We start from the raw sequence: 23890 nt of genomic DNA, 5'->3' as shown, positions 1-23890 counted from the left end.
TTGCGCCGGATCAGGTATATTTCTTGTCGCGCTCGAGCAGCTCGATGGAGATGCCTTCGGGGCCGCGGATGAAGCAGATGCGCACGCCGGGCCGGATGGTCGTCGGCTCGCGCGTGAAGGTGACACCCTTGGCCTTGATCTCGGCCGCAACGGCATCGATGTCCTTCACCGTCAGGCCAAAATGGTCGAGGCCCTGATGCGGGTGCGGAGGCGGCGGGTTGACGGCGTTGTCGCCCTCGAGCGGCGCGATGAAGATCCTGGCGCCGCCAAGGTTCACGTCGATCCGTCCCGGCGCATGCACGATCTCGCCACCGAGGATGTCCCGCAGCCAGGCCGCCGTGGCCTCCGGATCGGGGCTGCGCAGATGGACGTGATCCCAAGTGACGATTGGCATTTCAATTCTCCCAACGGGCCTTCGCGATGTTGCAGCGCATGTTAGCGGCCGCAAGCGGTGATCGCCACCGTCCTTGCCGATTCGCAACTGCGCGGGAACCTTAGTTCGTCTTCCGGATTAAGGTAAGCAGTGGCGGAATCCGTCGTTGCGAGTCCGTCATTGCGAGTCCGTCAGTGAATGTGCTTCGGCCGCGATCGGTGATGCAACCATGAACGCCAGGCTCGACCGGATCGGATTGGGGCGCTTCGCCGGGACCGGCGAACGACTGGCGCGGGCCGTGACAATCGCGAGCGTCTCATTTGGCCGCAGCCTTCTGTGGCTGCTGGCGGCCATCATTGTCGGCTGCGGCGTCTGGATGCTGCTGCCGCTGTCCAAGGGAAAGAGTGCTGAGGCGGTGAAGGCGGAGCTGGCGGCCGTCGAGCCGGCTCCTTCGGGCGATGCGGCCGCAACGGTGTCGCCGGTCTCGGAAGCCCAGGCACTGGCCAAGTCACCCGCCGTGGCAGAACTCGGTCGCTTGCGGATTTCATCGCAGACCTGGCGCCGCGGCGGCCTTGGCTCGAGAGCCCTGGTGACGTTCACGCTGCGAAATGACAATGACTATGCCGTAAAGGATATCGAGATCGTCTGCGCCTTTGCGCGGCGCGACGGCAGTCACCTCACCGACCGCAGCCGCGTGCTGGCGGATCCGGTCAGCATGAAGAGCCGCAAGACCTTCGCGCATATCCCGATCGGCTTCGTCAACGTGAATGCCGATCAGGCGAAATGCTCGCTGGTTGCAGCACATCGTGCTTAACGGCGGCATGTTCCGGTAGCGGAAAAGTTACCCTCCTTGGTCCTTGGCGAAAAAACCTCGCATCGCCATTTGAACCGAACGGCTGGGCCAGGAACAAATTAACAGATCGCCTGTTGAGGCGGAGAGCCCACGCGGGGATGCGGGGGGCGGAGCGCGGCCCATGCCCATCTTTCGGTATTTCCTCTTTGTCGGTGGAGCTTTGCTCACACTGCTGTTCGCGGCAAATTTCGTTTATCCGGCGGCGCCCGTGGCGCGAGCCGTTGCGACCGCGAGCAATGATCAGCCCCTGATCCGAATCCGGTCGGATCGGCACCTGCCTGAGCGCGTCGTCCTCGACACCAGCCAGCCGACGATTGCTGCGCCCGCGGTGAAGACCGCCGCTGTTGTGGCTCCCCAGCCGCCGGTGCAGGAGGCCCAGTCGGCGGCATTGGCCGAGCTGTCGGCCAAGGCGCGGGTGCGCGAGACCTTCGCCCAGTTCACGCCGGGTGCGAAGGCCGATACCGCCGCCAAGCCTCCGGTTCAGCCCAAGCGCAAGGTCGCCAGGGCGCATCCGGCGCCGCAGCAGGGACGACCGATCATGCTGGTTGCCCAGCAGCCCCATTTCGGGCTCTTCAACACGACCTGGTGACAGCAGCCTTCGATCCGTCTCGAAACGAGGCGGGGAGGGCTTTTTATTGGTCGGCCTCTCTGCTAATTCGAACCCATCCCGAACCGCCGTCCGGTGCGCTGGCTCGTCAGCCGCCGGTCCGGCAAGTCTCGGTTTGTGGCCCGGTACCCCCGGGCCAGGGCGCTCGTAGCTCAGCTGGATAGAGCATCGGATTTCGATTCCGAGGGTCGGGAGTTCGAATCTCTCCGAGCGCGCCATTACCTTTGATGCTGATGCGGACCATGGAGCTCGACACTGGAGACTTCATGGCCTGGACTTGAGCTAACGTGTAGCGACGTCTATTTGCCCTGGATCTTCAGCCCGTTCGGTCCGACGTTGATTTGCAGTCCGTCCGGCTGCTTCTTTTCCTGGTAGAGATTGTAGCCAAGTACGCCCGCGGTGACGACCAGAGCGCCAATAATCAGAAACAGCACATTACGGTTGATAGACATTCTTTCCCCTGCACCACTGCGTCTACGGCGAGAAAAACCCCGCGCGTCGTCGTGCGGGGTGCTTCAGCTCGCCCCCGGTCTGGCTAGCGGCGAACTACTCTGACGGGGTAACGCAGTTTGACGGAACCGGTTCCCCTGGCTGCTGGGGTGCGCAGGGCGTCCGTCAGCCGGACGAGACACCGCCGTGCCGGCCCCGTGCCAGCGTGTCGGACGGCGCCTCGTGGAACGTCGCGCGGTAGGCTGCGGCAAATTCACCGAGATGATGGAAGCCCTGCGCGCGCGCACACGTGGCGACGGTGGCGCCGCCGCCCTTGAGCAGGCGGGCGCGGGTCGCCCACAGCCGCTTGAGGCGAATGTACTGGTGCAGGCTCATGCCGCGCACCTTGCTGACCGCGCCGCCGAGCGTCCGGATCGAGACGCCGAACTCACCGGCGAGATCGGCGGTATAGATCGGCACGGTCGGATGGGCTGCGACGTAATCGTCGATCCGCTGCACGAGCTTGATCGAACGCTCGCCCTGGACCGAGGCGCTCCGATCCGACATCGAATCGATCCGAAACAGATCGTCCAGTGCGAGCAGCAGGCCCTCCTGCAGATGGGCCGCCGCCTCGGTGGTCTCGAACAGGAGCGGCTGCATTGAGGCGGTTCGCAGGATGTCGAGCAGGAGTTGCCGCGTGTGGAGCAGGGCGGGCCGGTTCGCGACATGAGCCCGCAAATCGTCGGCGTGATCGAACCAGCCCCGGTCTCTCAGCTCGGGGGAGAAGATGATCATTGCATGATGATTGGTCTGAGGCTCGACGAAATGACATTCATCGTTGCCGCGGAGCGTCACGAAGAAGCGCGCGTCGAGATCCAGGCCCTTGAAGTTGACCTGGAGGTCGTCGGTCATGGACAGGATCACCATCCCGCCCGGCATCCGATAGGCGGTGTCGAGGATGCGCGCGAATGATCTCATCATGATGATGCGGCACGCCGGCAGGGAGACGACGGCACGGGCCGCGGCGAAGTTCGGGATGTCGAGCGGGATGCTCCTGGCGTCCTCCATCGTCTCGATCGGCCAAAACGCATCGACGTCGGCGAAGCCGATCAGTTGAAGGGCGGAGGACGGAGCGAGGGCGTCGAACAACATGGGGCTGGCCGGCTGCTGAAATGTGACAATCAAATGAACGTCGATACACCGCCATCAATGGCGAAACATCGCGTTTCAGTAAACCGAATTTCAGGCCGTAGTATTGCGGACATCATGCCATGACGTCCGTCCAGATCGATGTGACCGTCAACGTTCCCGGCTCATCGGTTGGCCGGAGGCGAGGTCGATGAAATGCAGCCGCGTGCAGGCGGGACAGGGGAAGGATGCAAAGCTCCGTCTCTCCTGTCTCAGCTGCTTCTCGAGATCCGTCTGTACGTTCATGCCCGTCTGAGGGCATCGAAAAACGATCAAATCCGCCATCACCGTAGAATGACGGTGCGGGCCGATTTCATCCTTGATCCAGATCAGTTTTGGAATGGCTCCAGGCCGGCGATGACCGCGCAAGCAATGATTTCGCAAAAGCGAAGGGGCCCCGAGGGCCCCTTCAGATGTCACCAGCGGCGATAGCGTGGGCCATAATAGCGTGGACCGTAACCGTAATAGCGCGGCCCATAATAGCGGGGGCCGTAATACGGCCGCGGCGCGTAATACCCATAGTAGTTCGGACGCCAAAAGCAGCGCCCCCAGGCGTCGCAGACCATGCGGACCTGCTCGACGCCGGACGCCTGCGGCGTCGCAGGCGCGGGCGCGATGGGCATGGCAGACGCCGCCGGCGATGTCGCCAAAGCACCAAACATGGCACCGAACAGGGCTGCGGCGACGAGGCCGATCTTGAGATTCATGATGTCTTCCTCCGCTTACGCGATCCAGGATATCGAACTTGTTCTGATCAAATTGTGGCGGAACCGAAATGTAATGCTGATGAACAAATCTTCAGCCGGTCCCCCGCAGGCCTGACCTCAACCTCGCCAGACTAGCCTAGGTTCGCGCGAGTGACCAATGCTGCGCCTGCGCAGCGATGGCCTCGCTGGACATCGATACCGTTCTTGATCCTGCGCAATCCGCCGTCGGGGCTTCGTTCGTAGTCTTGTTGCGTGGCCAGTCCTTCGACGAATTCGAAGGGCAAGCTCACAGGTTGCTTGGAGCTGTGCAATGGACAAGATGAGACTAGACAAGGGTGACTGGTTGGTCGTGTGCGATGGGCGCAAGGCGCTCATTCTGGAAAACCTCGGCGACGAGATGTTTCCGAACCTTCACACCAGGGAGGTGCACGAGCAGCCCAATCCCTCGACCAGCGCGCAAGGGAGCGACGCGCCGGGCCGCCTGCATGCCGCTGCCGGCGGCGTGCGCAGCTCGGCCGAGCAGACCGATTGGCACGATGAGGCCGAGCGCGCCTTCCTGCGCAGCCTCGCCGGCCGGCTCGATGCTGCCGTCACCTCGGGCGAGACTGCGGCCCTGACCATGGTCGCCTCGCCGCGCGCGCTCGGGATGATCCGCGCCGATTATTCGGACGTCATGCGCAAGGCGCTGCGGGGCGAGGTCGGCAAGGACCTCGTCAAGCTGCCGGTCTACGAGATCGAGAAGCAATTGCTGCTGTCGGGCGCCGCCAAATAGAGGCGCCCGCAGAGGCCGCGCCAGCACCCCCGGGGACGCGGTAGCGCCCCGGGGACGCGTAGCGCTCCGGGGACGCGTAGCGCCCCTCAGTAGCAGGGGTGTCGGCGGCGGTCCTGGCCGACATAGGCGGCCGCGCTCTGGTAGCAATGGTTGGTCGACGGGCCGTCATAAAAGGCGAAGGTGCCGGGGGTGAAGCCGGGGCCGTAATTGTGCAGATAGCTGATCGGGTAGGGCAGCGGATTGGCGTAATGGCGGTGGTGCCGGTGATGTCCCCGCGCCTCCGCGAGGCCAGGGGCTAGGATTGCGGCCGACAGGGCAGCAACCGCGGCTACAAGCGTCAACTTGCTCATCTCGATTCTCCGGAACCCGCGCGAAGTGGTCAGCCATCTATAGCCACTTCGCACCTCCAGGGCACCCGTCCGGCGCCCGGAAATCCGGGCCAATCCCGCAGATTCCCGGGTGGGTGTGACAGAATTGCCGGACATGTGGTCGAAGGCTGCCCATTTTTGGCCTTTTCGGGATGCTTAACGAATTCCCCACACAAGTATGACCAAAGAGTATTCGGTTAAGAATCCTGTCGCCGGCCTTTTGGGGCTCCCTTCGAGGCCGGTCCATTCCTGAAGGCTTTCGCCGTCACGCCGCCATGCGCATCACGCTTCTGAGCCTGCTGTTGCTCTGCCTCGCCGCCGCCACGCCGGCGCGGGCCGAGCTGCATATCACCCGCGACCACGGCGGCTATGTCGAGGAATACAAGACCAAGTACAAGCGGGTCCGCGAGAAGGGCGAGCGCGTCATCATCGACGGCATCTGCAACTCGGCCTGCACGCTGGTGCTCGGCATCGTGCCGATGAACAAGATCTGCGTGACGCCCCGCGCCAGCCTCGGCTTCCACCAGGCCTACTACGACAAGGCCTTCACCTTCGGCATCAAGGTCACCAGCTCCGAGGGGACGTCCGACCTGATGTCCTACTACCCGGATACGGTGAAGGACTGGATCCGCCGCAATGGCGGGCTCACCACCGACATGAAGAAGATCAAGAACGGTGTCGAGCTCTGGAAGATCATCGACCCCTGTCCGGAAGAATGGTGAGCGGCTGAGCTGAGCCGCCATCGTCCGTCGCAGCGCAGCATCGGCCGCACCAAATTCGCATTGCCGCATAGCCCCCGGTGGGGCAATGAGGGCGGCAATGAACCATAATCAAGAATCCTTTCCCGCCCGCGCCGCGCCGATCCTGTTCGTCCTGCTCTGGAGCACCGGATTCATCGGCACCAAATACGTCGTCGACAATGCCGATCCCTTGACCTACCTCGCCATCCGCATGGCGATCGTGGTCGGCCTGATGGCGATGATCGCGGCGATCGCGCGGCCGAAATGGCCCGATCGCACCGGCATCGCGCATAGCGCCGTCGCCGGCATTCTGGTCCACGGTTTCTATCTCGGCGGCACCGCGATCGCGATCGCGCATTCGATCCCGGCCGGGCTCTCCGCGCTGATCCCGGGCCTGCAGCCGATCCTGACCTCGACGATTGCCAACCGCTGGCTCGGCGAGAAGGTGACGCCGGTGCAATGGGCCGGGCTCGTGCTCGGCCTCGGCGGCGTGGTGATGATCCTGCACAACCGTCCCATGACGGGTGAAGCCGGGCTCGGCTGGCTTGCCTCCGTGGTCTCGCTGATCAGCATCACGCTCGGCACGCTCTATCAGCGCCGCTACTGCAACCAGATCGACTGGCGCGCCGGCAATCTCGTGCAATATGTGTCCGTCACCATCTTCTTCGCGATCGGGGCCTTCCTGTTCGAAGACCGCGTGGTGCACTGGACGCGGGAGTTCGTACTCGCGCTCGGCTGGCTCGCGGTGGCGCTCTCGATCGGATCGATCGGGCTGTTGTACTGGCTGATCCGCCACGCTGCGGCGACCTCGGTCGCGAGCCTGTTCTATCTGGTGCCTGCCGTGACCGCGCTGATGGCTTATCTGCTGTTCGGAGAGAAGCTCGACGCGCTGGCGATTGCCGGCATGGGGATGTGCGCGGCCGCGGTGTTCGTCGTCAACCGGCGCTTCTAGGCGGATGGAGCGGGGCGTCGAATACATCCCTGACGTGCGCGGCACGTTCGTGTTAGGCTGAACGAATTTCAGTTTCACCTTCAGAGCGGTGATTTCCATGAAGAAGGCGAGGCGCGCGCTGCTCGGCAGATCGTTGAAGCCGGTCCGGATTGCCTGCATCAACTACGCGGAGGAGATGATGAGCGACCGGATGATGGCCAAGCTCACGGCCGCGCTCCAGAAATGCTACGACGAGCATTTCCTCCCCGTCTGGGGCTACCCGGTCGATCTCGACGTCACCCGCAAGCCGAAGCCGACGGACTGGCAGCTCGTCTATTTCGACGACGCCAGCCACAAGAACTTCCTCGGACGGCACGAGCTGACGCATCGGGGACAGCCGATCTCGAAGATATTCCTGAAGACGCTGGGTGAGGACGATCCCGTCAGCCTGGCGGCATCGCACGAGCTGTTCGAGATGGTGCTGGACCCCATGGCCAATCTGTGGGCCGACAGGACCCGCCACACCCAATATGCCTACGAGGTCTGCGACGCCGTGGAGGAGGACTCTTTCCTCGTCAACGGCTTCCCGATGTCGAACTTCGTCTATCCGTCCTGGTTCGAGCCCTTCAAGCATCCCCGCGGCACCAAGTTCGACCATATGGGATCGCTCAAGGCGCCGTTCTCGATGACCGAGGGTGGCTACGTCATCAAGAAGGTCAACGGCAGGCGGCTGATCAAGCAGTTCGGCTCACTGGAAAAGCGGCGGCGCTTCAAGGCCGAGGACCGCCGCGGTCATCGCAGCGAATTCCGTGATCCGAAGGGAGAGCATCACCCGGGCCGGCGCGCATCCAAGCCGCGAGGGTAGGGTATCCCGGGAAGCTGTCTCCGGGCGCGCCCGCACCCGGAGACCTCTTTGAATGTTGCGATCAGCGCTTGGCCTTCCGAGCCTTCTTTTTCGACTTTGTGGCTTTCTTGGCGGTCTTCTTCGCGGACTTCTTTGCAGTTTTCTTGGTCGCTTTCTTGGCCGCTTTCTTCGACGACTTCTTTGCAGCCTTCTTCGAACTCTTCTTCGAGGCTTTCTTGGCCTTCTTCTTGGAAGCCTTCTTCGGCGCTACTTTCTTCGCGACCTTCTTGGCGGCTTTCCTGACCTTCTTGACGGCGATGACCGCCGCGTCCTTGGTCGCTTCCACGGCTGTGGTGATCGTCTCCATCGCCTGTTCGGTAATCGGCTTATCGTCGTCCATATCGTCCCCCGCGGTTTGATTGGAGCGATGACGATAGCGGGTTTCGAAATTGTGTCAAAGCAGCGCTCAACTTCTGCGGATCTTTGCGTAGGCGGCGAGCGCGCGCTCGCGTCCCCTGGCATGATCGACGATCGGCTGCGGGTAGGTCTTGCCGAGCGTGATGCCCGCGCTCGCGAGCTCGATCGGCGTGGCCTGCCAGGGCCGGTGGATCAGCTTGGTTGGCATGTCCTTCAACTCCGGCACCCAGCGCCGAACGTAGGTTCCATCCGGATCGAACTTCTCGCCCTGGAGCTGCGGGTTGAACACGCGGAAATAGGGTGCCGCGTCGGCGCCGCAGCCGGCGACCCATTGCCAGTTGGCGGGATTGCTGCCGGCATCCGCATCGACCAGCGTGTCCCAGAACCAGGCTTCGCCATCGCGCCAGTCGATCAAGAGGTGCTTGACCAGGAACGACGCCACCACCATCCGCACCCGGTTGTGCATCACGCCGGTGTGCCAGAGCTCGCGCAGTCCGGCATCGACGATCGGGTAGCCGGTGTGCCCGCGCTGCCAGGCCACGAGCGCTTTCTCGTCGCCTTTCCAGGGGAAGCCGTCGAAGCTCGTCTGCAGATTTTCGGTGGCGAGGTCGGGATGGTCGTGCAGCAGGTGACGGCAGAATTCGCGCCAGCCGAGCTCGCTCAGGAACTTTTCGATGCCGGGCCCGCGTGACGGATCCTCGGCCGCGGCGAACCGCGCCGCGTGCCAGACCTGGCGTGGGCTCAGCTCGCCGAAGCGCAGATGCGGTGACAGGCTTGAGGTGCCGTCCCGATCCGGCCGGTCGCGATCGCCGACATAGCGGCGCGCGGTGTGCTTGAGGAAATCGCGCAGGCGCGCCCGCGCGGAGGATTCGCCCGGGGTCCACGTCTCGCGCAGGCCACCCGCCCAATCCGGCCCGGCCGGCTCGAGCTCCCAGCTTTCCAGCTCATCGCTCGCAAGCCTCGGCGCAGGGCGCAGCTGCTTCGGTGCGGGCAAGGGCTTTGGCGGATCGCCGAGCGACAGCACCCGCCGCCAGAACGGCGTGAATACGCGCAAGCCCCGGCCTTCCTTGTTGCGGATCGCCGAGGGCTGGACGAGGAGGTCGCCGGGGAAGCTTTGCGAGTCGATGCCGAGCTTTGCCAGTGCGGCTTCGAGCTGCCTCTCAACTGCCTGATGCGGCGCCTGCGCAATTCCATTCCAGTGGACGGCGCGGGCACCGCTTTCGCGGGCCAATTCGGCGACGACCTTGGCCGCCGGTCCCCTGCGCAGGACGAGCGATCCGCCGCGCGTGGCGATCTCGGCGCCAAGCGCCCGCAACGACTGCGCCAGCCACCAGCGCGCCGCGCTGCCCGGCGGGCGCCCGGCGGCCTCGTCCAGCACATAGAGGCAGACCACCGGCGCGCCGGTTTTCACGGCAGCATGGAGGGCGGGATGGTCGGACAGACGAAGGTCATCGCGAAACCAGACGATGACAGGCGCGCTCGGCGTGGTCAGGGGCGTCCTCGTTTACACTTTGGAAAGCATGCCGCGTGCGGCGGTGTGAACCGTCGTTAATGGGACCGAAAGCGGGCTGCACGAATATGCAGGAATTACGGGGGTAGTTCCATCCATGTCCAAACTTTCGACGGCAAAGCGCCTGCCGCAATTCAAGCTCGGCACCAAGGCGGTCCTGTGCGCCGTACTGCTGATCGCCATGAACACCGCGCTCGTGGTCGGCGCCGGCTATTGGTCGTTGACATCCGCCTTCAACGATCGCGCCTTGCGCGACATCGAGGTCAATCTGCGCACGCTGGCACTGGCCTTTACCGAGACCGTCCCGGCCGCCAAGATCACGATGAGGGATGGCGCGGTGGCGCGCGCCGAGATCCCCAAGATGCCCGACTTCAAGGATCACGCCATCGTCGATCGCGCGGTGTCCTATGTCGGCGGCAATGCGACCCTGTTCGTGTTCGACGATGCGAGCGGGCAGTTCGTGCGACGCTCGACCAATGTGAAGAAAGAAAATGGCAACCGCGCCGTCGGCACCCAGCTTGCCGCCGACCATCCGGGGCAGGCGCCGCTGCGCCGTGGCGAGGCCTATAAGGGGCCGGCCACGCTGTTCGGCAAGTCGTTCATGACCGCCTATTTCCCGATCGTGGACGGGGCTGGCAAGGTCGCCGGCATCCTCTATGTCGGAATCCCCATGGCCCAGTACGAGAGCATGCTGGCCCAGGCGATCGAGAGCATGGCGGTGGCCGCGGGCCTCGCTGCGCTTCTGGTGCTGGTCCTGACCCTGCTGGTCGTCCGCCGCATCACCCGGCCGCTCACCTCGGTCACGCACTCGCTCACCGCGCTTGCCAACGGACAGAGCGACGTCGCGATCGAATGCGAGGATCGCGCCGACGAGATCGGCGAGATCGCCCGCACGGTCGCCGTGTTCAAGAGCAATTCGCTGGAGCGGGCGCGCATGCGCAGCGAGCAGGCGGCAGCCACGGCTGCGGCGGCCGAGCAGCGCAAATCCGACCTGCGCGGCTTCGTCGAGGAGTTCCGCGGCAGCGTCGGCGGCATCCTCGACAAGGTGCTGGCCTCGTCGGGCGAATTCGAGCGCGCGGCACGGCAACTGACCGACGTCGCACGCTCCACCGCCGATCTGTCGGCGCAGTCGGCGGGCGCGTCCGAAAACGCCTCCGAGCACGTGCGTTCGGCGGCGTCGGCCTCGGACGAGCTGTCTCAATCGATCTCCGAGATCACCCGGCGCGTGCAGGAATCCAACCAGATTTCCGCCGAGGCGGTGCAGCAGGCCGAGGCGACCGATCAGCGCATTGCGCAGCTCTCCGAGGCGGGCGCGCGCATCGGCGACGTCGTCAAGCTGATCACCTCGATCGCCGAGCAGACCAACCTGTTGGCACTGAACGCCACCATCGAGGCCGCGCGCGCGGGCGAGGCCGGTCGCGGCTTCGCGGTGGTGGCCCAGGAGGTCAAGACGCTGGCCGGCCAGACCGCCAAGGCAACCGACGAGATCTCGAACCAGATCGCCAGCATGCAGCTTGCGACCGAGGAATCGGTCGTCGCCATCAAGGCGATCAGCCAGACCATCGAGCGCATCAGCGGCATCGCCGGCTCGATCTCGGCTGCGGTCGAGCAGCAGAAAAGCGCGACCCACAACATCGTGGCGAGCGTTCGCGCCGCGGTCTCGGGCACGGCCGATGTCGCCGTCAATGTCCGATACGCCGCCAAGGGCGCCAGCGAGACCGGCGAGACTTCGAGCCGGATGTTTGCCTCGGCCCAGGCGTTGTCGGGCGAAAGCCTGCACCTGAAGGCCGAGGTCGACGGTTTTCTGGATCGCGTGCGGGCGGCGTAAAGCAGGGCTCGAAATTCACAGCGTCATTCCGGGGCGGCTCGCAGAGCCGAACCCGGAATCTCGAGATTCTCAGGTGCGCAAGTGCGCACCATAGTTCGGTGCTTCGCACCGCCCCGGAACGACAGTTCGTTGTTATTTCGGCTGCGGCACGATGCGGATGTAGGGCTTCGGCTCTTTCCAGCCCTGCGGATAGATCGTCTTGGCCTCGTCGTTGGAGACTGAGCCCGCGATGATCACGTCCTCGCCCTGGTTCCAGTCGGCCGGCGTCGCGACGCGATGCTTGGCGGTGAGCTGGAGCGAGTCGACGACACGCAGGATCTCCTGGAAGTTCCGCCCCGTTGTCATCGGATAGACCAGCACCAGCTTGATCTTCTTGTCCGGCCCGATGATGAAGACGTTGCGGACGGTCTGGTTGTCGGCGGCGGTGCGGGTGAGGGGATCGCCCGAGATCGCGGCCGGCAGCATGCCGTACAGCTTCGAGACATTGTAATCGGTGTCGCCGATCATCGGGTAGTTCGGAGCCGCGCCTTGCGTCTCCTTGATGTCTTCCGACCATTTGGCATGACGATCGACCGGGTCGACCGAAAGGCCCATCAGCTTGACGCCGCGCTTGTCGAATTCCGGCTTCAGCTTGGCGAGCGCGCCGAGCTCGGTCGTGCAAACCGGCGTGAAGTCCTTGGGGTGCGAGAACAAGAGCGCCCAGCTGTTGCCGATCCAGTCGTGGAACTTGATCTTCCCTTCGGTGGTCTCGGCTTCGAAGTCGGGTGCGGTGGTGCCGATCGGAAGTGTCATGGTTCTACCTCATCATATTGAATATACTGGAGAATTTGTCTCTAGCCGTCCCCCTCATTATAGGGGTCTTACAAGGCCAAGTGAACGCCAACTGAACCAGTTAAAGTAAAATGTGAATTCCTTCCTCGAAGGGCCGATTTTCTAGCAACTTATTGTTACACCGGCACCTGCGGCGAAACAGCCCCACCCGGGGTCACACGGTCTCGCTCGCCCCGATAATGCCTTTTATGACTTCCATCACGCTCGCCCGGCGCGTCCTAGAACCAAAATGGTCCTGACAGCGACCAATTGGCAACCATCTAGAAAAGTCGCGATCCCCGTATCGAATCGTTAACCACCCCTTTACGCCGGCATGAAAATGCTGGCCGATCAGAAGAAATCTGGAAGTGAACTATGTCTGCCGCTGCGCCTAAATCTGCTGAGTCGCCGTCCCTTGAACCGTCCTGCCGCGATACCGCGGCCCATGCACTCTCCATCGTGCGCGACGGCGTGATCACGGGCGAAGGCCCGACCACCAAGGGCCGGGTCCATTTCTCCCGCTCGCTCGATGCCGATGACACCGCCTGGTGCACGCGCATCCTGACCGCCACCGCCGTCAACGACCAGCCAATCAGCCGCACCGAGGCCGAGGTCCTGTTCGAGATCAACGAGGCCGCGACCGAACGCACCGATGGCGGCCGCTTCGACGACCTGCTCGCCAAGGCGGTTGCCCACTATGCCGCGAGCGCCTCTGGCCTCAAGGTGCCGCCGCGCAGCGTCGCGCTGTCGGCCGACACCGACATCGAGAGCTGGGCTCCGTCCTATGCCTCCAAGGTCAACAGCGAGATGCTGGAGTGGATCGCCGGCCAGATGCGCGGCAAGCGCCACAACAACCGCCGCCTGATGGCGATGGTGGCGACCTTCCTCGGCGCCACCGCGCTGCCCCTGGCGGGCCAATTGCCGAACGTGTTCGACATCGGCATGTAGAAGATCCGGGCATGTAAAAGATCCGGGCCTGTAACGACCGAGATGTTCTCGCGCCCCCTGCGGGGCGCGAGCGAAAGCGGCGGGTTATTTCCCCGCCGTTTTTTGTTTGCCCGCGTCGACCTCGAGCCCGAGCGTGCGGCCCGGGAAGCCGGCGGCGTCGAAATAGCGCTGGCTGCCGACGCGCTGGAAATTCAGCACGGTCATCAGGCCGCCCTCGGCAGGCCTGGACTTCTGCGTGCCAACATAGGCCTTCGGCACGATGCCGTTGGGCAGGGCCTCCGACATCACGCGGCCGACCAGGCCGCCGTTCTGTGCGCCGCGCAGACCCATGAGCTGGGCGGCCGTCATGCCGACGTCGGCATTGCTGACCGGCAGCTCGTCGACATAGCCGGCTTTGAAGTCCGGGCCGATCGCGGCCATGAAGTTCATGGTGTCGCCGCGGCTGAAGCTGCCATGCATGCCCTGGCCCTGGCGCAGCACGGTATCGGCGACCTGCACCGAACAGTTGGTCGGCGCCTCGCCGCAATTGCTGGCATAGGAGCGGAAGTTGACCACGATCGACGGCGTCGGCGTCGCTGCCTTGCCGCGCAGATTGATGCTCGACAGCGGCAGGGTGCCGGGGAAGCGGCCGAGCGAGTCCTCGACGAACAGGCCGGAAACATAGTCCTGCGCGAGCAGCGCCTTGATGGTCTTGGCCGCCAGCTTCTTGTCCTTGTTCGGGAGATAGACGAGGTCCGAGCCGCCATTGGTGGCGACGACGAGGTCGGGCTTTTCCGGATCCTTGCCGAGCACGCCGTTGCCGGCCTTGGGATGCTTGTTGCCCTCGATCTTCGCGTTCTTGTCGTTGGGGTCGAATAGCGGCAGGTCGAGCGCCTTGGCGAGGTCGAGCGCCAGGAAGCCCATCGGCAGGAAGTCCTTTGGCGTGTCGTCATAGCTGACCTTGGCTGAAGGGCTGGTCTTGCTCTCCTTGGAGATGGTGGAGAAGCCATGGTCGGCCGAGACGATGATGTTGGTCGAGGCCGCAAGCCCGAGCTCGTCCAGCGCCTTGCGAAGCTGGGCAAGGTTGGTGTCGGCGTTCTTGATGCCGGCCATCGAGGTCGGACCGTTGATGCCGGGCATGATCTGGTTGAGGCTGTCGCCGGTGTTGTGCTGGCTGCCATCGGGGTCGCGCGACCAGAACACCAGCACGAACGGCTTGTTGCGCGCCTTGAACATCGGCAGCACCACCTTGGCGGCGACGTCGGCGAAATAGGCCTGCTGCGGGACGTTGGCGGACGTCGTGCCGGGCGTCTTGGCATCGCCTGCCTTGGAATTGTCACCGCGCGGCGGCGTGGTGGTGGGCAGGCCGGCCTTGGTCAGGGCGTCCTTTACCTCGTCCGACAGCGCCACGCCGTTCTTGCCGCCGGTGGCGTCGTCGAACACGATCGAATGCAGGCCGGCTTTGTCAGGCTTGTCGGTGTGATCGAACTGATAGGTCGGACCGTGCTTGCCTAGCGCTGCGGTGCTGTACCCCTTGTCGCGGGCCAGCTTCAGGATGGTGTCCTCGTTGAGGTAGTTGCCCCTAAAATGCTCGTCGATGTCGCCGAGCACGGCGTCGTTCTCGATGAAGGGGACCACGGTGTCGCCGGCGGGGACGGAGGTGTAGTTGGTCCAGATCGTGTTGGAGAACACCCCGGTATCGCCGAGATAGTGACCGGTCGACATCGCCGAGCCGTTGGCCATGGTGAAGGTCGGGAACAGCGAGTGCGAGTTCTTGAAGTTGACGCCCTTGTCGCGGATTTCGGCCATGGCGGGCGCCGTGTCGGGGGTGACCTTCAGCGCGCGCAGACCGTCCGGAATGAACAGGATCAGATTGCGGGGCGTGTTGTTCTGGGCGGAGGCAAATCCGGTGGATAGCACTGTCAGTCCGGCGGACAGCAACACCAGTGAACGGCGCATCGAAATCTCCCTGCGAGGCGGCTTGGCCGCAACCCGCGGCCCCCGGGGCCGCAACCGCGGTCCCCGGTTCGTTTAGTTTCGCTGCATGACGGTTTTGTTACAAGGCCCGTCGCCGATGCAAGAGGGTTGGGGAGGGGAGCGGCCCCCACGCGAGTGTGAAGTACAGCATCCGCCACGCTCTTGTCCCGGACGCGCTGCAGCGTTCTTACGCTGCTGCGCAGAGCCGGGACCCAGGAAGCCACGGCACGTGCTGCTACATGGGCCCCGGCTCTGCAGCGCACCGCTAAACCGGACGATGCTTTGCATCGCCGGGAGAGCGCTGCGCTGCGTCCGGGGCACGAGACCTTGGTTTCGGCGCGCGAAGTCCAGCCATCCAGACTCTTTCCGCACGGACAGTATCCATTCCGTCATCCTGAGGTGCGAAGCGCGCGATGCGGATGCATCGCATGCTGAGCCTCGAAGGATGAGCGGCCGAGCTGGTGCAGCCGGGCCGTCGCCCTTCGAGGCTTGCTCTGCGACGCGGTCGCGCCGCAGCGCGCGCACCTCAGGGCGACGGTGACGGATAGAGCTTGCGGCGGCATTCGGCACTCGCATTCCACTTTGCAGACACACCTTCGCATCCTCGCGGCGCATTTCGCCCGAGCTTTGCTTGATCGCTTCACCCTCCATTGAAAGAGGGCGCAGGGAAGGCCGGGAGCCGGTTGGCTCCCATTGACCGCCATGCCAAGAGCAGACTGCGTGTGCTTCATGCATAGCGGGTAACAGGGCAACCGGAGCATCCCGGCCTTCCCTGCGCAGTGGGCTTACGGCTTATGTCGTGATCTCCCCGGGGAGCGTTGCACTATTGCCCCCGTCGCCTTGCGGATGGCTGACGGATGCGTCCGGTTGGACGACACCCATCACCACAAGACTTGGCGCACAGACCCCGGGCGCCAGGACCACACGATTTTGCCGTACGCGGATCACACCGGTCGTGTGCGCGATACTTTCGCTCACGGTTGCCCGCCCTGCGAAGTCCTTCGCGCCGATGTCACCCACGTCCACCGCCGCCCAGCCCGCGTTCGTGACGATCGCGATACGCCCCTCTTCCTTGGGCCGAGTTGCGCGACACATACGTTATTTCCGAAGTTCGGTAAAGTAGAATATTTTCGGCCGGGCGCGTTGACCGATACCTTGGGTGTTTTGCCCGTCGGGCAACGCAAGGGATTGTGGCCGGGACATTCAATCCGTCGCGGTCTGCACCCGTGGTGCAGGGGCTTGCGCGGGCTTTGTTGCCGTCGGATGGCGGTCGACCCGGGCAAGATCGCGGCGTAGCGAGGATGGCGCGGCGTGCAGGGCAAACACGATCGCGATCTGCGTCCGGTTCGAAAGCCGGTACTTGCGCATGATGTTGCCGATATGCGCCCGCACCGTATTCTCCGAGATCTTGAGCTCGTAGGCGATATTCTTGTTCTGCATTCCCCGTGCGATCAACATCATCAGCTCGCGCTCGCGCGGCGTCGGTGTAATCGAGTCCTGCGGATCTCGGCTCATGGCTGGCTCCTCCCTGGACTGCGGGTTGATGTGGCGACTCCCGGCATGTTGTCACTCCGTCTTGAGCGCCTCGATCGGGCTGAGCTTGGACGCCTTGTGGGCGGGATAGAAACCGAAGACGAGGCCGGTCGCGATCGAGAAGGCGAGGGCAAGGCCGATCGCTTGACCGTCGACCGAGGTGACCCATCCTGCCATACGGGCCACCGTCATCGAGAGCGTGACGCCGCCGGCGACGCCGATGGCGCCGCCGAGCAGGCAGAGCACGAGCGCCTCGCAGAGGAACTGCAGACGGATGTCCCGCATCCGCCCGCCCAGCGCGCGGCGGATGCCGATCTCCCGCGTGCGCTCGGTGACCGACACGATCATGACATTCATGATGCTGATGCCGCCAACGAGCAGCGAGACCGAGGCGATGGCGACGAGCAGGAGCGCGACGGTGCGGATCGCACCCTGCTGCGCTTCCATGGCGGCGGCCGGATCCTGGACCTTGAAATCGTCCTCCAGGCCGTCGGGAATGCGGTGGCGCTGCCGCAACAAATTCTCGATCTCCGATCGGGCCCCCGCCATCTGGCCGTCGCCGGCGACCTTGGCGATGATGTAGGCAACCGAATCCCGGTTGATGTTGCTGGCACTGCCGAGAAAGCGCAGCTTGGCGGTGGCGAGCGGCACGAAGGCCACGTCGTCCTGCGCGGGTCCCTTGCGATCGAGAACGCCGATCACTTCGAGCGGGACCTTCATGATCCGGATCTGCGCACCGATCGGGTCGTCGCCGGGGGCGAACAGCTCGCGTGCAACCGTGCTGCCGAGGATCACCACCTTGCCGGCTCCGGCCTCCTCGGTGCCCGAAAAATAGCGGCCGGTCGCGAGCTGCCAGTCGCGCACCATGAAGTGCCCCGTCGTCGTGCCGTTGATCGTCGTATTCCAGTTCTTGCCTTCGTGGATGACTTGTGCCGTTCCGGCGATCGAGCCGGCCGCGGCTTGCACTTCCGGAATCTGCTCGAGGATGGCCTGCACGTCACTCTCCGTCATCGTCAGCTTGCTGCCGTCCTTGAGACGCACGCCGCCCTGGTAGATCGCGCCGGGGGTGATCATCAGCACGTTGGCGCCGATCGAGCGGATCTGTTCCTGCAGGCGCAGCTGCGCGCCGGAACCGATCGCAAACACCGTCACGATGGAGGCGACGCCGATCACGATGCCGAGCATGGTCAGGAAGCTGCGCAGCGGATTGAGCCTGAGGGCGTGCAGGGCGATCTGGAATCCCTGGAGCATCGTCATGGCGCAGCGCTCCGTTTCGGCAGAGCCGGAGCCGGCGTCTCGTCAGCGACGAGCTCGCCGTCATGCAGGTGGATGGTGCGGCGGCACTGCGCCGCGATGCCGGGATCATGCGTGATCATCACGATGGTCTGGCCGGTCCGGTTGAGCGCGGCGAACAGCGCCAGGATCTCGGCGCCGGTACGGCTGTCGAGCGCGCCGGTCGGCTCGTCGGCAAGCACGATCAACGGGGAGGCGATCAGGGCGCGCGCAATCGCGACGCGCTGCTGCTCGCCGCCGGAGAGCTGCCGCGGAAAATGATGGGCCCGGTGCAACATGCCGACGGCCTGAAGGCTCGCTTCCGCGCGCGCCAGGCGTTCCCTGCGGCCGACACCGCAATAGACCAGCGGCAGCGCGACGTTCTCGATCGCATCGTGGCGCGCGAGCAGATTGTAGGACTGGAACACGAAGCCGATGCTGCGGGCGCGCAAGGACGACCGGCGATCTTCCGAGAGATCGGCGACATCGGCCCCTTCGAGATAGACCGCGCCCTCGCTCGGCAGGTCGAGCAGCCCGATCATGTTCATCAGCGTCGACTTGCCGGAGCCGGACGGTCCCATCACGGCGACGATCTCGCCTTGCGCGATGTCGAAGCTGACATTGCGGATGGCGGCGACCGCCACTCCGTCGGTGCGATAGGTCCTGCCTACCGACTGGAGGCTGATGAGCGGCGGGGAAGCGGTCATGATCCGAACCTGATTCCGAGAAATTCCATGCCCGCCGGACGGATGGCCTGGCCGACGGCAACCTGGCTGCCCTCGTCGAGATCTCCGCTCTTGAGGGCGACTTGTTCGGTGCCGGCCGCGCCGACCGTCACCGCGATGCGCTGAAGCGAGCCGCTTGCGGTGCGCAGCCACACCCCGCTGCGTGCAGCAGGATCCTGCCGCGCGCCGGAGGGCTGGAAGCGCAGTGCGGCGAGAGGCACCTTCAGAACGTCGTCCTGCCGCTCGATCACGATCTTCACCAGCGCAGTCATTCCGGGGAGCAGCGCGCCGTCGAGATTGGAGGTTGCCAGGACCACGGTGTAGGTGACGACGTGCTGCTGGGTCTGCGGCGCCTTGCGCACCTGCCGCACCACCGCCTCGAAGCGGCGGTCGGGGTAGGCATCCACCGTGAAATGGGCGCGCTGGCCGGGGGCGATGCGGCCGATATCGGCTTCGTCGACCTGCGCGTGAATCTCCATGTCCTCCAGGCGGTGGGCGACAACGAAGGTGGTGCGCGATTCCAGTCCGACCGCGAGCGTCTGGCCCTCGTTGACGAACCTGCCGACGACGACGCCGTCGATCGGCGAGCGGATCATTGTGCGGTCGAGATCGGCCTGGGCCGCGGCGAGAACGGCGGCCTTCTCCGGCACCGCCATGCGCGCCTGTTGCAGCTCCGCCTCGATCCTGCGGACGTCGGCCTGCGCGCCCTCTACCGAATAGGAGTTGAGGGACATCTGGACCTCGGCCTCGCGCTCCTGGGCGAGACGTGCGGTGAACTCGGTCTGCGCGTCGTCGACCGTCGTCGTCGCCACCACGTTCTGCGACTGCAGCGCCAGCTTCCGTTGCAAGGTCTTCTGCGCCGAGGTTTTGACCGCCTGCGCGCTCTCGAGCTTGGCGGCGAGCACGTCGCGGCTGCCTCTGGCGTTTTGCAGGTCGATCCTGGCGCGATCGAGCTTGGCCCTGGCGATGTCGACGAGCGAATTGGAGACGGCAAGGGCGGCCCTGGCTTCGTCGACCTTGGCTGCAAAGCTGCGCGGATCGATCAAGGCGAGCGGCTGATCCTTGGCGACGGTGTCGTTGAAATCGACATAGACCCGGGCGAGCTGCCCGGACAGCTGGGAACCGACCTCGATCGTCTTGACCGGCTGCAGGGCACCGGTGACGGTGACGGTCTGCTCGATGCTGCCGCGTTGAATCGAGGCATAGCGGAACACGGGCGAATCGGACCCGAATGTCTGAGCTTCACGCCCAGTGGGCACGAGCAGGCGCCTGGTCGATTCCAAGGCGTGCGCCGCCTTGTCCGCAGCCCTCCCGGTCGCGCCGGTGATGACAGCCGGCCCCACGGTGGTGACCGCGGCGAGGCTGCATGCAGTTCCAAGCAAGGCAATAACTGGCACAAATCGCATATCAAAACCCGCCTCGTTGAAATGGCTTCGTTGCGGCAGGAAAAAATGGCAAGCTCGCTATGGTTGTAAATCATCTAAGGTAGTATCGATCGTCAGTATGTCGTTCTCGTCGGGGCGTCGGTCGGGTGCGCCTGATGATCCAGTAGTAAAGGCGCAGGGGTGCGACTTTTCGTGATTTGCTGGAGATGCATACGAAGCGTATCGATATGACGCGCGCGGTATCGAACTCGATAAGCTGACTGAACGTCCCGTCTGCTCCGGCCGAAAGCGGCCGGCGCCCGGCGTTCAACTCGGCACATGAGTGATGATGCCATGATGCAGTTGGCGAGACCGCGATCACGCGACCGGACTCCACGCGACCGGACTCCACAACACCGGATTGCCGCATTCCCCGATATCGCACGCCGTCGCGACGCGAACGGAGGCGAGCTCAATTCCCTCCGATCACGAAGCCCGATGTGTGAACGCCTTCACTCGTCACGAGCGGGTGTTGGCTCTAAGACGTCGAACCGGTGGACCGATGCGCTTCGCCCGGACCCCGCGAATTCATCCAAGCACCTTGTCTGCGCTTGCAAGAAGAATGGATGGCTCGATGCCTGCTCATCGAGCCCCAAGACGAGGAGTCCGTTGCAATGGGTTCAGATCAAGCCATAGTTTATGTTGTTGACGACGAAATTCAGATTCGAACCGCGATCGGAAATCTCTGCGAGGAGACCGGACACCGGGTGAAGTTGTTCGCCTCGACGGAAGAGTTCCTCGCGGAAAGTATTTCGCCCGGGCCGTCGTGCCTCGTGCTCGACGTCCGCTTTCCCGGCACCTCGCCGACCGGCCTCGAGCTTCAGCGCCGGCTCGCCGAGACGGGCGTGCCGATTCCGATCGTCTTCATCAGCGGCCATTCCGACGTCCGCGTCTCGGTCGAGGCCATGAAGCGCGGCGCGGTCGAGTTTCTGCCAAAACCCTTTCGCGAGCAGGAGATCCTCGATGCGATCAGGCATGGCATCGAGCGCGACCGCAGGCGGCTGGAACGCGAGGATGTGGTGCGTGAAGCCCGCCAGCGCGTCGAGACGCTGACGGCGAGAGAGCGCGAGATCATGCTGCTGATGGCCGAAGGGCTGGTTGCCAAGCAGATCGCGGCCAGGCTCGGCGTGAGCGAGGTGACGGCAAAGGTCCATCGCGCCAGGATGATGCGGAAGCTGGAGCTGCGTACGCCGATCGAAGTGGTGCGGCTGATCGACAGCATGGGGCGCGAAGCGGAGACGATTCGCGCCGGCACGGGCTAGAGGCCGCTCTTGCGCTTCGATGCGCCGACATTTTTGCGCAATGTCTAGTCCGTACCGATTAGCATGAACTGCAGTCTGTCGCGCAGGCCACGATCGGTTCACAGTATTCCTACGATGTCGGCCTCTTCCAAGACGGCATCCGAACCCAGTCAGACAACTTGGCCAGAAAGGAATACTCCATGCGCAAATTGCTTATTGCTTCCGTTGCATTGTTTGCCCTGTCCTCCGCGGCGCAGGCCGCCAACACCTCGACCACGGTGCAGGTCGGCGTCGTGAACGGTTCGAGCGTCTCGCAGCAGGGCCTCACCAATGACACTTCCTCGACCAGCCAGCTCGGCATCGTGAACACTGCGACGACGATGCAGGGAACCAGCTCTGCCTCGCTCAACAACGGCAGCACGGTCAACCAGATCGGCGTGCAGAACACGGCGACCACCGGCCAGGTGGCGTTCGGCAACAACGGCAGCGCGATCACCCAGAACTCGTTCGGGCCTCCCGCGCTGCAGAACAACTCCGCCGCCGTCGGCCAGCTCAGCGTGTTCGGCGTCAACGGCAGCACCGTCTCGCAGACGGCGCACTGACCCAACGTACTCGTCGGCCGGGCGCACCCAGTTGCGGTGCGTCCGCGCCATTCTCGAATGCACCGCAATCCGGCCGGCTGATCAATTGCGATAGCCCGCCCATTGTCGCGGAGGAAATGACATGCGGATCACCTATTTCATTGCAACGGTCGTGGCGCTCGGTGCGCTGACGGCCGCCGATGCAAACGCCGGCAACACCGCCAGCGTGCTGCAATTCGGAACGACCAACACTTCGTTCATTTCGCAGAGCGGCGGCACCAGCAACAGCGCCACGACGATGCAGTTCGGCGCCACCAATACGGCGACCACCTTGCAGATGGGCTCGCTCCTGACCGTCAACAATTCGGTGATCGGGCAGGGCGGCACGACCGCGACGGCGTCCAACACCGCGCTGGCCGGCCAGGTCGGCGGCTCCAATTCGAGCCTGATCGGCCAGATCGGTGCGAACAATGCCGCCGGAGTTGGCCAGCTCGGAATCCTGAACGGCTCGACGATCATCCAGCAGGCTCCGTGAGCCGACCCGAAGTGACGAGGCATGTCATGAAACATCATTTGGGACGCGCGGGCGCCGTCGTGCTCGCTCTGTGCTCGGCGGGCACCGGATCAGCCGGTGCCCAGACCGCCGACATCAAGACCATCGTCTCTGTCGGCGGGCCGCCCGTGGTGCTGAACCAGAACAGTCAGCTCAACATGGCGGGCGTGTTCATGATCGGCGGCAGCACCAGCGCGACAGTGACGCAGAACGGCACCAACAATGCCACCGGCGTCCTGCAATTCGGCGGAACGAATTCCGCATCGATCGGGCAGGCCGGAACGAACAATCTCGCCTTCGTCGGTCAGGCCGGCCAGTCGACGGCGAGCCTGATATCGCAGCTCGGCACGATGAATGCGGGCACGGTGGCGCAATTCGGCGCGATCAACGCCTCGACGATCGTCCAGACCGGCCCGTAACAGGCGAAGCGAACGCGCCGGTGCCGGGAACGAACGGGGAAGCGCAATGCGATGCGGCGGACAAACCTTGAGGCGCACCTTGGCCCTGGCGGCGATGCTCGCCGCCATCGGCACGGCGACGCAGGCGAGCGCCGGGTCGATCCAGCGCAGCGTGACGAACCGGAACGTGACCATTGAAACGGTCGTGCAGTTCGGCGACAATGTTCAGCCCGTGACGATCGAAGAGAACAGCCGCATCAATATCGCGCGGGTGATCCAGATCGGCGGCACCGGAACGGTGGATGCGACCATCATCCAGAACGGCACGCGCAACTATGCCAATGTGATCCAGGTGGGCGGCACCACCAATGCGATCATCGGTCAATCCGGTGCGAGCAACACCGCCGAGATCACCCAGGTCGGAAATTCCACCAACGCGCTCCTGCTCCAGATCGGAGACATGAATACGGGAGCCGTAAGGCAGTTCGGGCGTTTCAACTGGCTGGCGATCTTTCAGTTCAGCCGATGATGGAGGTGTGACATGAGATTGCTCCTGCTCGCATCCGGAATAGGACTCATGAGCGTGGTCGCGATGGCGCCGGCCGGCGCCGGCGACGGTCACACCACGGTGGTCCAGGACGAGAACGGCACGTCGGTGATCACGCAGAGCGGCGATCCGGCGCAGGCCGAGGTCAAAATCGAGAAGGAGCCCGGGCGCACGACGGTCTACCGGCGCAGCGGCGGCAACACCGCCATCGTGACGCAGGGCACCGGCAGCGCGCCGGAAAACTTGCAGGACATGCTCGATTGGCTGCGCAAGCAGCAGGGCCGCTGACGCACGTTCCGGACGCATTCGGCTGGAACGATCAACTCGTCATGAAG

27 protein-coding genes and 1 tRNA gene are annotated in these 23890 nt (G+C 64.3%); 15 read left to right on the top strand and 13 right to left on the bottom strand.

The window, feature by feature from the left end; translation table 11 throughout:
* Window positions 1-10 precede the first annotated feature (10 nt).
* Window positions 11-394 carry a VOC family protein gene (locus tag AABA84_RS04515; RefSeq protein WP_338311507.1) on the bottom strand — a complete coding sequence of 128 codons (384 nt, stop codon included), beginning with the start codon at window positions 392-394 and terminating at the stop codon, window positions 11-13.
* A gap of 208 nt (window positions 395-602) precedes the next feature.
* On the opposite strand from AABA84_RS04515, the gene AABA84_RS04510 reads away from it, so the two are divergent.
* From AABA84_RS04510 to AABA84_RS04500, 3 genes are all read left to right on the top strand, one after another.
* A complete protein-coding gene (locus tag AABA84_RS04510) occupies window positions 603-1187 on the top strand; it encodes a hypothetical protein (protein ID WP_338311506.1) in 585 nt (194 codons plus the stop codon).
* 160 nt (window positions 1188-1347) lie between these two features.
* Window positions 1348-1815, top strand: coding sequence for a hypothetical protein (locus AABA84_RS04505; RefSeq protein ID WP_212248959.1), 468 nt, complete (start codon window positions 1348-1350; stop codon window positions 1813-1815).
* 159 nt (window positions 1816-1974) lie between these two features.
* Window positions 1975-2051: transfer RNA gene (locus AABA84_RS04500), tRNA-Arg, on the top strand.
* An 81-nt stretch (window positions 2052-2132) separates the two neighbouring features.
* Here AABA84_RS04500 and AABA84_RS04495 read toward each other — a convergent pair.
* The 3 genes from AABA84_RS04495 to AABA84_RS04485 form a co-directional block, all read right to left on the bottom strand.
* Window positions 2133-2285: a hypothetical protein gene (locus tag AABA84_RS04495; protein WP_166469028.1), complete on the bottom strand. Its 153-nt coding sequence runs from the start codon at window positions 2283-2285 to the stop codon at window positions 2133-2135.
* A 163-nt stretch (window positions 2286-2448) separates the two neighbouring features.
* Window positions 2449-3414: an AraC family transcriptional regulator gene (locus AABA84_RS04490; RefSeq protein ID WP_338311505.1), complete on the bottom strand. Its 966-nt coding sequence runs from the start codon at window positions 3412-3414 to the stop codon at window positions 2449-2451.
* Between the two features lie 452 nt (window positions 3415-3866).
* A complete protein-coding gene (locus AABA84_RS04485; RefSeq protein WP_212248957.1) occupies window positions 3867-4157 on the bottom strand; it encodes a hypothetical protein in 291 nt (96 codons plus the stop codon).
* Between the two features lie 310 nt (window positions 4158-4467).
* Between AABA84_RS04485 and AABA84_RS04480 the strand changes: the two genes are divergently transcribed.
* The gene (locus AABA84_RS04480; protein ID WP_338311504.1) at window positions 4468-4929 is read left to right on the top strand and encodes a host attachment protein; all 462 of its coding nucleotides are present in this window, start codon (window positions 4468-4470) and stop codon (window positions 4927-4929) included.
* Window positions 4930-5015: 86 nt separating this feature from the next.
* Here AABA84_RS04480 and AABA84_RS04475 read toward each other — a convergent pair whose 3' ends face one another.
* A complete protein-coding gene (locus AABA84_RS04475; RefSeq protein ID WP_212248955.1) occupies window positions 5016-5279 on the bottom strand; it encodes a hypothetical protein in 264 nt (87 codons plus the stop codon).
* 293 nt (window positions 5280-5572) lie between these two features.
* Between AABA84_RS04475 and AABA84_RS04470 the strand changes: the two genes are divergently transcribed.
* From AABA84_RS04470 to AABA84_RS04460, 3 genes are all read left to right on the top strand, one after another.
* On the top strand, window positions 5573-6019 hold the full coding sequence (locus AABA84_RS04470; protein WP_063195042.1) for a hypothetical protein: 447 nt from the start codon (window positions 5573-5575) through the stop codon (window positions 6017-6019).
* A gap of 97 nt (window positions 6020-6116) precedes the next feature.
* Window positions 6117-6989, top strand: a complete 873-nt coding sequence (locus AABA84_RS04465; protein ID WP_338311503.1) for a DMT family transporter — start codon at window positions 6117-6119, stop codon at window positions 6987-6989.
* A 97-nt stretch (window positions 6990-7086) separates the two neighbouring features.
* A complete protein-coding gene (locus AABA84_RS04460) occupies window positions 7087-7833 on the top strand; it encodes a hypothetical protein (protein ID WP_338311502.1) in 747 nt (248 codons plus the stop codon).
* Between the two features lie 61 nt (window positions 7834-7894).
* Here AABA84_RS04460 and AABA84_RS04455 read toward each other — a convergent pair whose 3' ends face one another.
* Complete coding sequence (locus AABA84_RS04455) at window positions 7895-8212, bottom strand: histone (RefSeq protein WP_338311501.1); 318 nt, start codon at window positions 8210-8212, stop codon at window positions 7895-7897.
* A gap of 66 nt (window positions 8213-8278) precedes the next feature.
* Window positions 8279-9670, bottom strand: a complete 1392-nt coding sequence (locus AABA84_RS04450; RefSeq protein WP_338311626.1) for a cryptochrome/photolyase family protein — start codon at window positions 9668-9670, stop codon at window positions 8279-8281.
* A 166-nt stretch (window positions 9671-9836) separates the two neighbouring features.
* Here AABA84_RS04450 and AABA84_RS04445 point away from each other — a divergent pair, with 166 nt between their 5' ends.
* A complete protein-coding gene (locus AABA84_RS04445) occupies window positions 9837-11567 on the top strand; it encodes a methyl-accepting chemotaxis protein (RefSeq protein ID WP_338311500.1) in 1731 nt (576 codons plus the stop codon).
* Between the two features lie 132 nt (window positions 11568-11699).
* On the opposite strand, the gene AABA84_RS04440 is transcribed toward AABA84_RS04445, so the two are convergent.
* Window positions 11700-12359, bottom strand: a complete 660-nt coding sequence (locus tag AABA84_RS04440) for a peroxiredoxin (protein ID WP_212248949.1) — start codon at window positions 12357-12359, stop codon at window positions 11700-11702.
* Window positions 12360-12752: 393 nt separating this feature from the next.
* On the opposite strand from AABA84_RS04440, the gene AABA84_RS04435 reads away from it, so the two are divergent.
* Window positions 12753-13325 carry a hypothetical protein gene (locus AABA84_RS04435; protein WP_212248948.1) on the top strand — a complete coding sequence of 191 codons (573 nt, stop codon included), beginning with the start codon at window positions 12753-12755 and terminating at the stop codon, window positions 13323-13325.
* Between the two features lie 84 nt (window positions 13326-13409).
* Here the strand turns inward: AABA84_RS04435 and AABA84_RS04430 are convergent, their stop codons facing one another.
* The 5 genes from AABA84_RS04430 to AABA84_RS04410 all read right to left on the bottom strand — a co-directional run bounded on the left by AABA84_RS04430 (window position 13410) and on the right by AABA84_RS04410 (window position 20217).
* Complete coding sequence (locus tag AABA84_RS04430) at window positions 13410-15263, bottom strand: alkaline phosphatase family protein (RefSeq protein WP_212248947.1); 1854 nt, start codon at window positions 15261-15263, stop codon at window positions 13410-13412.
* A gap of 1221 nt (window positions 15264-16484) precedes the next feature.
* A complete protein-coding gene (locus AABA84_RS04425) occupies window positions 16485-16796 on the bottom strand; it encodes a response regulator transcription factor (protein ID WP_212253759.1) in 312 nt (103 codons plus the stop codon).
* Between the two features lie 51 nt (window positions 16797-16847).
* On the bottom strand, window positions 16848-18071 hold the full coding sequence (locus AABA84_RS04420; protein ID WP_338311499.1) for an ABC transporter permease: 1224 nt from the start codon (window positions 18069-18071) through the stop codon (window positions 16848-16850).
* Window positions 18068-18793 (bottom strand): ABC transporter ATP-binding protein, encoded by a 726-nt coding sequence (locus AABA84_RS04415; protein ID WP_338307273.1) that lies wholly within the window; start codon window positions 18791-18793, stop codon window positions 18068-18070. Before AABA84_RS04415 ends, AABA84_RS04420 begins: the two co-directional genes overlap by 4 nt.
* Window positions 18790-20217 carry an efflux RND transporter periplasmic adaptor subunit gene (locus tag AABA84_RS04410; protein WP_338311498.1) on the bottom strand — a complete coding sequence of 476 codons (1428 nt, stop codon included), beginning with the start codon at window positions 20215-20217 and terminating at the stop codon, window positions 18790-18792. The genes AABA84_RS04415 and AABA84_RS04410 overlap by 4 nt, the downstream gene beginning before the upstream one ends.
* Before the next feature lie 632 nt (window positions 20218-20849).
* On the opposite strand from AABA84_RS04410, the gene AABA84_RS04405 reads away from it, so the two are divergent.
* From AABA84_RS04405 to AABA84_RS04380, 6 genes are all read left to right on the top strand, one after another.
* Window positions 20850-21497: a response regulator transcription factor gene (locus AABA84_RS04405; protein WP_212253763.1), complete on the top strand. Its 648-nt coding sequence runs from the start codon at window positions 20850-20852 to the stop codon at window positions 21495-21497.
* Between the two features lie 179 nt (window positions 21498-21676).
* Window positions 21677-22078 (top strand): curlin subunit CsgB, encoded by a 402-nt coding sequence (locus tag AABA84_RS04400; RefSeq protein WP_212253764.1) that lies wholly within the window; start codon window positions 21677-21679, stop codon window positions 22076-22078.
* A 121-nt stretch (window positions 22079-22199) separates the two neighbouring features.
* A complete protein-coding gene (locus AABA84_RS04395; RefSeq protein ID WP_338311497.1) occupies window positions 22200-22592 on the top strand; it encodes a curlin in 393 nt (130 codons plus the stop codon).
* Between the two features lie 26 nt (window positions 22593-22618).
* Window positions 22619-23029 carry a curlin gene (locus AABA84_RS04390; protein WP_212253766.1) on the top strand — a complete coding sequence of 137 codons (411 nt, stop codon included), beginning with the start codon at window positions 22619-22621 and terminating at the stop codon, window positions 23027-23029.
* A gap of 67 nt (window positions 23030-23096) precedes the next feature.
* The gene (locus tag AABA84_RS04385) at window positions 23097-23537 is read left to right on the top strand and encodes a curlin (protein WP_283814301.1); all 441 of its coding nucleotides are present in this window, start codon (window positions 23097-23099) and stop codon (window positions 23535-23537) included.
* 12 nt (window positions 23538-23549) lie between these two features.
* Entirely contained in the window at window positions 23550-23843 is a 294-nt protein-coding gene (locus tag AABA84_RS04380) for a hypothetical protein (protein WP_212253768.1), read from the top strand.
* The last annotated feature ends 47 nt before the right edge of the window (window positions 23844-23890 follow it).

Source organism: Bradyrhizobium sp. TM239 (assembly GCF_036247985.1).
Classification (GTDB): domain Bacteria; phylum Pseudomonadota; class Alphaproteobacteria; order Rhizobiales; family Xanthobacteraceae; genus Bradyrhizobium; species Bradyrhizobium ottawaense.
The sequence above is the reverse complement of the archived record's forward strand: the minus strand, read 5'-3'. Positions and strand labels throughout refer to the sequence as shown.

What these genes read in the sequence shown, in the direction of transcription:
- AABA84_RS04515 (WP_338311507.1), bottom strand. Translation starts at nt 394, where the DNA reads ATGCCAATCGTCACTTGGGATCACGTCCATCTGCGCAGCCCCGATCCG.
- AABA84_RS04510 (WP_338311506.1), top strand. Translation starts at nt 603, where the DNA reads ATGAACGCCAGGCTCGACCGGATCGGATTGGGGCGCTTCGCCGGGACC.
- AABA84_RS04505 (WP_212248959.1), top strand. Translation starts at nt 1,348, where the DNA reads ATGCCCATCTTTCGGTATTTCCTCTTTGTCGGTGGAGCTTTGCTCACA.
- AABA84_RS04495 (WP_166469028.1), bottom strand. Translation starts at nt 2,285, where the DNA reads ATGTCTATCAACCGTAATGTGCTGTTTCTGATTATTGGCGCTCTGGTC.
- AABA84_RS04490 (WP_338311505.1), bottom strand. Translation starts at nt 3,414, where the DNA reads ATGTTGTTCGACGCCCTCGCTCCGTCCTCCGCCCTTCAACTGATCGGC.
- AABA84_RS04485 (WP_212248957.1), bottom strand. Translation starts at nt 4,157, where the DNA reads ATGAATCTCAAGATCGGCCTCGTCGCCGCAGCCCTGTTCGGTGCCATG.
- AABA84_RS04480 (WP_338311504.1), top strand. Translation starts at nt 4,468, where the DNA reads ATGGACAAGATGAGACTAGACAAGGGTGACTGGTTGGTCGTGTGCGAT.
- AABA84_RS04475 (WP_212248955.1), bottom strand. Translation starts at nt 5,279, where the DNA reads ATGAGCAAGTTGACGCTTGTAGCCGCGGTTGCTGCCCTGTCGGCCGCA.
- AABA84_RS04470 (WP_063195042.1), top strand. Translation starts at nt 5,573, where the DNA reads ATGCGCATCACGCTTCTGAGCCTGCTGTTGCTCTGCCTCGCCGCCGCC.
- AABA84_RS04465 (WP_338311503.1), top strand. Translation starts at nt 6,117, where the DNA reads ATGAACCATAATCAAGAATCCTTTCCCGCCCGCGCCGCGCCGATCCTG.
- AABA84_RS04460 (WP_338311502.1), top strand. Translation starts at nt 7,087, where the DNA reads ATGAAGAAGGCGAGGCGCGCGCTGCTCGGCAGATCGTTGAAGCCGGTC.
- AABA84_RS04455 (WP_338311501.1), bottom strand. Translation starts at nt 8,212, where the DNA reads ATGGACGACGATAAGCCGATTACCGAACAGGCGATGGAGACGATCACC.
- AABA84_RS04445 (WP_338311500.1), top strand. Translation starts at nt 9,837, where the DNA reads ATGTCCAAACTTTCGACGGCAAAGCGCCTGCCGCAATTCAAGCTCGGC.
- AABA84_RS04440 (WP_212248949.1), bottom strand. Translation starts at nt 12,359, where the DNA reads ATGACACTTCCGATCGGCACCACCGCACCCGACTTCGAAGCCGAGACC.
- AABA84_RS04435 (WP_212248948.1), top strand. Translation starts at nt 12,753, where the DNA reads ATGTCTGCCGCTGCGCCTAAATCTGCTGAGTCGCCGTCCCTTGAACCG.
- AABA84_RS04430 (WP_212248947.1), bottom strand. Translation starts at nt 15,263, where the DNA reads ATGCGCCGTTCACTGGTGTTGCTGTCCGCCGGACTGACAGTGCTATCC.
- AABA84_RS04425 (WP_212253759.1), bottom strand. Translation starts at nt 16,796, where the DNA reads ATGAGCCGAGATCCGCAGGACTCGATTACACCGACGCCGCGCGAGCGC.
- AABA84_RS04420 (WP_338311499.1), bottom strand. Translation starts at nt 18,071, where the DNA reads ATGACGATGCTCCAGGGATTCCAGATCGCCCTGCACGCCCTCAGGCTC.
- AABA84_RS04415 (WP_338307273.1), bottom strand. Translation starts at nt 18,793, where the DNA reads ATGACCGCTTCCCCGCCGCTCATCAGCCTCCAGTCGGTAGGCAGGACC.
- AABA84_RS04410 (WP_338311498.1), bottom strand. Translation starts at nt 20,217, where the DNA reads ATGCGATTTGTGCCAGTTATTGCCTTGCTTGGAACTGCATGCAGCCTC.
- AABA84_RS04405 (WP_212253763.1), top strand. Translation starts at nt 20,850, where the DNA reads ATGGGTTCAGATCAAGCCATAGTTTATGTTGTTGACGACGAAATTCAG.
- AABA84_RS04400 (WP_212253764.1), top strand. Translation starts at nt 21,677, where the DNA reads ATGCGCAAATTGCTTATTGCTTCCGTTGCATTGTTTGCCCTGTCCTCC.
- AABA84_RS04395 (WP_338311497.1), top strand. Translation starts at nt 22,200, where the DNA reads ATGCGGATCACCTATTTCATTGCAACGGTCGTGGCGCTCGGTGCGCTG.
- AABA84_RS04390 (WP_212253766.1), top strand. Translation starts at nt 22,619, where the DNA reads ATGAAACATCATTTGGGACGCGCGGGCGCCGTCGTGCTCGCTCTGTGC.
- AABA84_RS04380 (WP_212253768.1), top strand. Translation starts at nt 23,550, where the DNA reads ATGAGATTGCTCCTGCTCGCATCCGGAATAGGACTCATGAGCGTGGTC.